Annotated in this window: 1 rRNA gene; it reads left to right on the top strand. The window is 42.9% G+C overall.

What is annotated here, in order from left to right:
- Positions 1-125: ribosomal RNA gene (locus tag TEPIDINF_RS15115) — 23S ribosomal RNA — on the top strand; the annotation flags it as partial.
- Between the last annotated feature and the right edge of the window lie 120 nt (positions 126-245).

The raw sequence follows: 245 nt of genomic DNA, 5'->3' as shown, positions 1-245 counted from the left end.
GTTGCACAGACAACCAGGATGTTGGCTTAGAAGCAGCCACCATTCAAAGAGTGCGTAATAGCTCACTGGTCGAGTGACTCTGCGCCGAAAATGTACCGGGGCTAAACGTATCACCGAAGCTATGGATACGGAGGTCAGTATTCAGAGGTCAGAAGTCGGAAAGAGAGGGTAAATGTGATAAAGCACTATACTGATTTAAGGATATATCAATTATCGTATAGGTTAGCATTAGAAATTCACAAAAT

This window comes from Tepidibacillus infernus (genome assembly GCF_048898065.1).
In the GTDB taxonomy this organism is placed as follows: Bacteria; Bacillota; Bacilli; order Tepidibacillales; family Tepidibacillaceae; genus Tepidibacillus_B; species Tepidibacillus_B infernus.
This window is presented reverse-complemented; position numbering and strand designations above follow the sequence as displayed.